General features: G+C 55.8%; 7 protein-coding genes. 4 read left to right on the forward strand and 3 right to left on the reverse strand.

Features of this window, described 5'->3' with window-relative positions; translation table 11 throughout:
* Positions 1-85: 85 nt before the first annotated feature.
* Positions 86-325, reverse strand: a complete 240-nt coding sequence (locus tag QJT78_RS47150) for a hypothetical protein (RefSeq protein ID WP_281460724.1) — start codon at positions 323-325, stop codon at positions 86-88.
* Positions 326-860: 535 nt separating this feature from the next.
* Between QJT78_RS47150 and QJT78_RS47155 the strand changes: the two genes are divergently transcribed.
* Genes QJT78_RS47155 through QJT78_RS47165 form a run of 3 tightly spaced genes read left to right on the forward strand, consistent with a single transcriptional unit; the run spans position 861 to position 4,815 of the window.
* Positions 861-1,676 carry a hypothetical protein gene (locus QJT78_RS47155; protein WP_028151431.1) on the forward strand — a complete coding sequence of 272 codons (816 nt, stop codon included), beginning with the start codon at positions 861-863 and terminating at the stop codon, positions 1,674-1,676.
* A 45-nt stretch (positions 1,677-1,721) separates the two neighbouring features.
* A complete protein-coding gene (locus QJT78_RS47160; protein ID WP_080586898.1) occupies positions 1,722-2,714 on the forward strand; it encodes a ParB/RepB/Spo0J family partition protein in 993 nt (330 codons plus the stop codon).
* Complete coding sequence (locus QJT78_RS47165; RefSeq protein WP_049808076.1) at positions 2,704-4,815, forward strand: phage/plasmid primase, P4 family; 2,112 nt, start codon at positions 2,704-2,706, stop codon at positions 4,813-4,815. The genes QJT78_RS47160 and QJT78_RS47165 overlap by 11 nt, the downstream gene beginning before the upstream one ends.
* Before the next feature lie 345 nt (positions 4,816-5,160).
* Here QJT78_RS47165 and QJT78_RS47170 read toward each other — a convergent pair whose 3' ends face one another.
* Both QJT78_RS47170 and QJT78_RS53365 read right to left on the reverse strand, forming a co-directional pair.
* Positions 5,161-5,601 carry a hypothetical protein gene (locus QJT78_RS47170; RefSeq protein ID WP_157790078.1) on the reverse strand — a complete coding sequence of 147 codons (441 nt, stop codon included), beginning with the start codon at positions 5,599-5,601 and terminating at the stop codon, positions 5,161-5,163.
* Between the two features lie 431 nt (positions 5,602-6,032).
* A complete protein-coding gene (locus QJT78_RS53365; protein WP_312016860.1) occupies positions 6,033-6,191 on the reverse strand; it encodes a DUF3768 domain-containing protein in 159 nt (52 codons plus the stop codon).
* A 48-nt stretch (positions 6,192-6,239) separates the two neighbouring features.
* Here QJT78_RS53365 and QJT78_RS47180 point away from each other — a divergent pair, with 48 nt between their 5' ends.
* Entirely contained in the window at positions 6,240-6,659 is a 420-nt protein-coding gene (locus QJT78_RS47180; RefSeq protein WP_281460725.1) for a hypothetical protein, read from the forward strand.
* Positions 6,660-6,749 lie beyond the last annotated feature (90 nt).

Here is a 6,749-nt window from a genome sequence, read left to right on the forward strand (position 1 = left end):
CCGAAAGTCATCGCCGGTGTAAAGTTCATCGACGGAATCGAAGTCATTCCGAACACTGAAAGCCACGCCGCCTGATCAGGCCGCGTCACCCAAAATCAGCCATAGCTCTGTAGGCGGCGGATTTTCTGTACGAGGAGAAAAGCTGTCCAAGCGTTCCCGGTAGAGCCTCGATTTTCCTAAGCCTTCGTTCCAACCTCGCCAACTCCGCGATGAACTCAGCAGTGCCGAATTCGGACTTGAGCCTCGTGCCCGACTTCCGGTGGTAAGCGTACCAGCGCCCTTTCACGCGATATCGTTTTAAGCCCTTAACCCTGAGTACGGTCATTGTTGCGATCCAATTCGGCTAGCCAATCCACTTTTGCGGGCTGTCCCTTTCCGAGATCGTCGATCCATTCGTCCAATATCTGTCGGTCGTATCGTTGAAGCTTCGGCCCCGGACCGAGGGCAATAGGTCTAACTGGGCTGAGATTCCGGAAACTCGGAACACTAATGCCGCAATACAGAGCTGCTTCACCAAGCGTTAGAAGGCGGGGACCAATGCGACGCTCTTTCCGTTGCATATTAGAAGCATCCTGGCGGCTGGGTCGGGTGCGCTGCAATCATGATCTCGGTAGGGCGGAAAACGGTAGTTCTTTCCTTGCTGCTCGCAGTCCACATTGACGCGTTCGAAATAGAAGGCAGGCAGGCATTAACACTGAATCTGGCAGTGACCCCTTCATTCGCGTAGCGATGTGCTGTACCTTGTTCATTCATCTGTCATTCAACTGTGATTTGACTAGAGGCGCTGCCTAGCCGCTGCCGCTGGATCTGACTCAGGTCCAACAGCAACGTCTCGCAGCCGTGTTCTGAGCACGTGCGCCATGGCTAATAATGCGATCAACGGTCCTGACGAAATGAATAAACTGACGGAAGCGTCAATCGCGAATCGCGCTGCTGACCCGGCAGTGGACGAAGTTGTTACTCTTCGCGAGGCGGCCATCCAGTTGGGTATGCGCGTACCTCCCAAGAAGAAGCGAGAGAAGATTGCGGACGCCGAATTGCTGAAACTACTAAGGGCTGAGAAGGTGCACGCAGGATTTCACGCGCCCGGGGTCGGCCCGGTTTGGGTGCCGATTCCCAGCAAATATTGGCTTAAGATATCGGGTGCGACTTTCAGGAAGATTCGAGTCGGACAATCGAACCGGCTAAAGGGTGAGTACAAGGTCCGTCTTAGACCATTCGCCACTGAGTATGCTGCAGCTCGTCGTGGAACTGATAAGCAGCCGCCTTCGGCCGAGCACCTCTTCTGCGACCTCCTTGAGCATGAGAGCGATTTTTTCGAGGTGATGCTGCCAATAAGTGAGTGGGAGGATTATAAGCGGAGCTTGCCGGAGATGCTCACAGACTTCGTTCAGGACGATGGGAGTGGGGGCAAGAGCGGCAGGAATAAACTTGAATCATGGAAGGACGTCAATGCTCTCTTGGCCGCCTATTTATTGAAGCGGGAGATAAGGTCGTCGGAGGACGAGAGTTGCGAGTCGATAGCGCGTAATGTCCTCGACATCGCTAGACGCATACCCGGCAAGCTTCGTCTTCCAGCGATTGCTACTTTCGAGAAGGAGGTAAGCCGGGTTTTAGCTTTAGTAGACTCTTCAGAGTTTGACTCCATTTCTGCGGTTAATTCTCTTCGTCGGTGATAGCTGTGGCATCATGTTCTGACTCCTTCAACAAGGAGTTCGAATATGAAAAACTTGCCTTCAGTCCATCGGCCGCTTCTGGGACTGCCTTCAGCGAAGGCCGCGTTCGGCCCCGCGAAGCCTCCTATGCCAACTACTTCGCTAGTCGCGAGCAAGCTTCTGTCGGTTGCCGTCGCCGACATCACTTTTTCAGGTTCGTATCGCTCGCTTGACGAGAACCACGTGCTCGATCTGATGGGGTCAATTGATCGCATTGGCCTGACGACGCCGGTCTCTGTCGCCGCCGGGACTTCCAAGTTTGTCCTCATTGCTGGCCAGCACAGGCTTGAAGCGGCGCGCCGACTGGGCTGGACGCACATCGACGCTATCAAATTTAACGCGAACGAACCGGACAATCGCTCAATCGCCATCTCCGAGAATCTGCATCGATTGGAGCTGTGCCCCCTAGATCGCGCCGAACTTCAACATGAATGGCTGCAAGCAATTCGAGACCAGTCTCGGCAGGCTGCCGACCCTGCAGGTGGTCAGCAGCCGAACGACCGCGCCATCAGCGAAGCATCGCGCCAGACGGGCGTGTCCGCGAGGCAGATCAGGCGGGCTGAAGCTATCGCCGGTATATCACCTGAGGCAAAGGCAAAGGCGCGCGAGCTTGGCCTCCACGAAAAACAATCTGCGCTCCTAAGAATCGCGGAAGGCAAGACTGCTGGCGAGCAGCTGAAGATTGCCTCGGAAATTGTAGAGCGAAAAAGGCGAAACGCGAGATCAAAGGACCAAGCAGCCGAGACGGGTCCAAGAGATGCCGAACCCGTTCTGTCTGCTCCGAGCAGCACCTCGCTGAAGGCCGTCGAAGCCAAACCAGACTTCTTGAACAGGCGAGATCCCGAGAAGGCATTTCAAGAGCTTGTCGCAGCTTGGGACGAAGCATCCCGCCTGAAACTTGTGTGGGTCGATGCGCCTCCGGTCGCGCGATCCCGCTTTGCGGCCGAAGTGCTGCACATCGTGCCGTCCAAAAACTCGGAGGCCGGTCATGCCGACTGAAGAAGCTAAAGGCGACGCGATGCGTCTCAAGAAGTGGGCCCTCCATTACGCGGCGAAAGGACTGCCCGTATTTCCTGTCCATTCCGTTCGTGACGGGAAATGTTCGTGCCGCGCCGGCTCTGTGTGTACCAACCGCGGCAAGCATCCAATGACACCACACGGCGTTAGGGATGCAACGACCGACCGCAAGACTATCAAGCAGTGGTGGGCCGCTAATCCTGACGCAAACATCGGAATCGCGACCGGCAAGATTTCGAACCTTGTTGTTGTCGACGTCGATGGCGAGGATGGTAAGAAGTCACTCGCCGAATTGGTCAAGACATATGGCAGACTGCCAAAAACACCAAAGGTCAAGACGGGCAGGGGAGTGCATTACTACTTCCGAGCAGGCCGGAAGCCGTTTGGCAACTCGGTTGGGAGCCTCGGCGCAGGCGTCGATATCAGAGGCGACGGCGGCTATGTGGTTGCTCCCGGCAGCGTCCATCGATCAGGCAAGTTTTACAGGTTCCTCTCTGGGCGCGATTTGGATGATATCGAGATCGCGAAAGCTCCCAAATGGCTTATGCGTTCGCGATCCAATCCCGAGAATCATAACGCAGAGGTCAAAGGTAAAGACGATACGGATATCGGGAGCAGGAACAACTCACTAACGGCAATTGCAGGAAAGTTGCGCCGGAACGGGTTGTCAGAAGCTGCGTTGCTTGCTGCTCTACGGGCGGAGAACAAGAATCTGGTTCCTCCTCTTGGAAAGGAGGAGGTTAAGACCATTGCACGAAGCGTCGCGGGATATCCTGTTGGCAAAGACCAAAGCGACCTAGCTGAGCGCGTGATGAAGATCGTGCTCGATAATGACTTTGGGGGTGGCGACCACCTCATCCGGTGCGCAGACGAACGGTTTTGGATGTACAACGGCACTCACTGGGAGCCAGCGCAGGAGAGTTGGCTGCGTGGCCGAACGTTAGCCGCGATTCAGGCGATGCCGGACCTGGGAGCCGCCGCTACTTCGGCAATCATTGGCCAGGTGGCCACACTGTTGAAGGCGAGCCGCGCTGTTAACGATGACCGGCTGCGGTTCGTTGAAGCGCCGCTTCCAGTGATCAATTGCTTGAACGGCGAGCTATGGATCGATACCGGCGGCAATGCGCAACTTCGCGAGCATCAGGCGTCGTCTTACCTTCGGCATTGTTTGAACGTGAACTACGACCCGTCCGCCAAGTGTCCAGAGTACGACAAGGCCGTCAAAGAGATATTCTGCCGGGCTCAACCAACGGCGAAGGGAATGGTGCGCCACTGGAATGAAGTTGTCGGTTACATGATTCAGCACCGCCGGGAGATTGGCGCAGTCATAATACTGAAAGGCGGCGGCAGTAACGGCAAAACCGTTCTGATGCAGACGGCTCTCAAGCTCCTCGGCGACAATCTAGTATCGGCTCAAAGGATCGAGAGTTTGGAAAGCCAGTTCGCCTTGGGCAATCTTCTTGGCAAGCTGCTCCTGCTCGACGACGATGTGAAAGCCGGTATTCGGTTGCCCGACGGGCAACTCAAAAAGATCAGTGAGGCCAAGACAGTAACTGGGGAGCATAAGCACGGGCCGCAGTTCAACTTCACAATCAGGTCCCTGCCGGTCCTGCTGTGCAATAACGTCCCGTCCTTAGCCGACGTGTCGTTCGGAATGCGGCGAAGGTTGATGGTGATCCCGTTTGATCGGACCTTTACGGACGAGGAGAAGGACGATGAACTGTTTAAGAACATTTGGAGCGGCGAAATGTCTGGCGTTCTCAACCGAGCGATCAAGGGGCTGCAACGAGTGCTCAGCAGGGGGATGCGGTTCGAGCCCCCCGAGGCCATAACCGCCGCCAAGGATGCATGGCTTGCTGAGGCTAACCCGCTACCGGCATTCGTCCAGGAATGCTGTGTGCGTGAACCGTCCGCGAGTTATCTGTTGGCCGATTTCTACGCGGCTTACACTAGGTGGTCGCAGGCAAAGGGTTACACTCGAATCCAGCAGTCCGGCTCAGTGGCCCGTAATCTGAACTCGCTAGGCTTCTCAATGAAGAAGCGGAATCGCGGCCAGACGATCCTCGGTCTCAGGGCCAAGTAAGAAAGCCGGGCAGGGCGGCAACTCACGAATCCTGCCCGGCAGTCCCTCACCGGGGACCATCTTGGCTCTGGCCAATAAGATCAATGTTCGTCGCAGTGACGAGAATGACGGTTTTTTTCTTTTTAAGATAAGAGAGGCTACGATGATGACTACTGATCTATTTACAAAGGCCAGAAGCCGTCACTCTCGTCACTCATCACGCCAACCCCCCTACAATGACTTCTAAAGCCCCGTGCCGGGGCGTCTCGGCTTGGCAATTGCCAAGCCGAACATATAATCAGCCGCCGTGAAGATTGTTCAACAAACGCATCGTTTGATCCGGTCAATCGCATCGCCGGTTGACGGCTAGTCAGGCGTATATCGGTTGCGCTTGGGTCTAGTTTTGCTAGCCAAGTCTGCACATCCAGCGATTCCGTTATGGGCTCGAATGAAGCGGGACAATTCCTTAGGATCGATGCCTTCCCCCACCGCGTACTCTAAACCTCTGGTCCAACGGCTACGAACGCGGCATTCGGGCTGCAGGCAGGTGGCTTCAATAATCACCCTGAGCGGATGCCAGTCCGCACGCACCGGCGTCATCAACAGACTGGGCGCGGTCTCAAGCAGGTGAGGTAATAGATTGTTGTCGTCAAAATACCTGTAGGCGCGTAAAACAGCTCGCAGATACCTGTAATCGGCGAACCGGCGGTGGCTCTCTGATGCCTTTTCCGCTGCTTTCCTTACTTTGCGAATCTGGGCAACGACCTTCTGGGCGGACAGTTCCGACGACGCTACTGACGATTTCATGAGCACCTCCTAAATTGACGATGCTCAAAATTAGTATCGCAAGCGATGCCCCAGGCGATGTTCGAGGCGAAAGTATCTCAAACTTCGAGAGGTTTTTCGAGCTCGCGTTTTCCGAGATTCATTGAACGAATTTCCCAGCGAGAGTGCCCACGGAGGGCGGGCATACAGTCTAGAGACTATATGCCCGCTGAGGCGATTGGGCGAACGGCAGAAACGACGGCCGACTCGGGCGTAAAAGCAACGGTACTCAAGAGCAACTGGCGTTCGACGCCGAGCTGGATCTTACGTACGTCCGCGCGACGAAAAGCTGAAGCGGAATCCAAGCCTGCTGGTTATGGCAAGGATTGCTAATGCTCTCTCTGTTCCGCGACCAGCTTCTCGCTGACGAGGGTCAGTGAAAAATTAGGACCGAACAGCGCGCGCGCCCCTCTTCAATACTCTTCGGCAAGCATCAACGTGATCACTCGCGTCGTGACTGCTGGATCAGCAGGATTTGGTGAGTGACCGGTCATTGATGAGTCGTAATAGATCCTATGAAGCGAGTGGCGCCGAATCGTGCCCTCATTGATGATCACTTCGGTGGTCAACATGGGAGCTCTCCAATGACAACGAACATTGATACGGTCGATGTGTGCTGTGTGGCGCTCGAGCTGAGCAAGACGTCCTGGGTGTGCGCATTTGCGGTTCCAGGCGACAACAAGGCTACCGCCCACAAGATCAAGGCCAGGGATGTTGATCGGCTGATCAGCATTCTCAACAGCAGTAAGACCAAGGCAGAGCATCAGTTGAGCCGTCCGCTGCGGATCGTTCTCTGCTACGAGGTCGGTTACGATGGGTTCTGGCTTGCCCGGCTTCTGATGGCCCGTGGCATCCGCACGGTGGTGTTCGATCCGGCGAGCTTCCTGATGCCGCGCCGTGGCTGCCGAGCGAAGACCGATCGCCTCGATGCCGAAGGCATGACCCGAACATTGCGTACCTGGCTATCGGGGGATCGCGAGGTGGCGCGTGACGTTCTGATTCCGAGCGTGGAGCAAGAATGCGGATTTCACGGATCGTGAGCATCGATTTCGCGCGATCGTGAGCACTGAATTCAGACGATCGTGAGCAGCCCGCTACGGCCGATGGGAGATAGAGTCAGTGTTCTGGTT

The organism is Bradyrhizobium sp. Mp27, from assembly GCF_029953005.1.
In the GTDB taxonomy this organism is placed as follows: Bacteria; Pseudomonadota; Alphaproteobacteria; order Rhizobiales; family Xanthobacteraceae; genus Bradyrhizobium; species Bradyrhizobium barranii.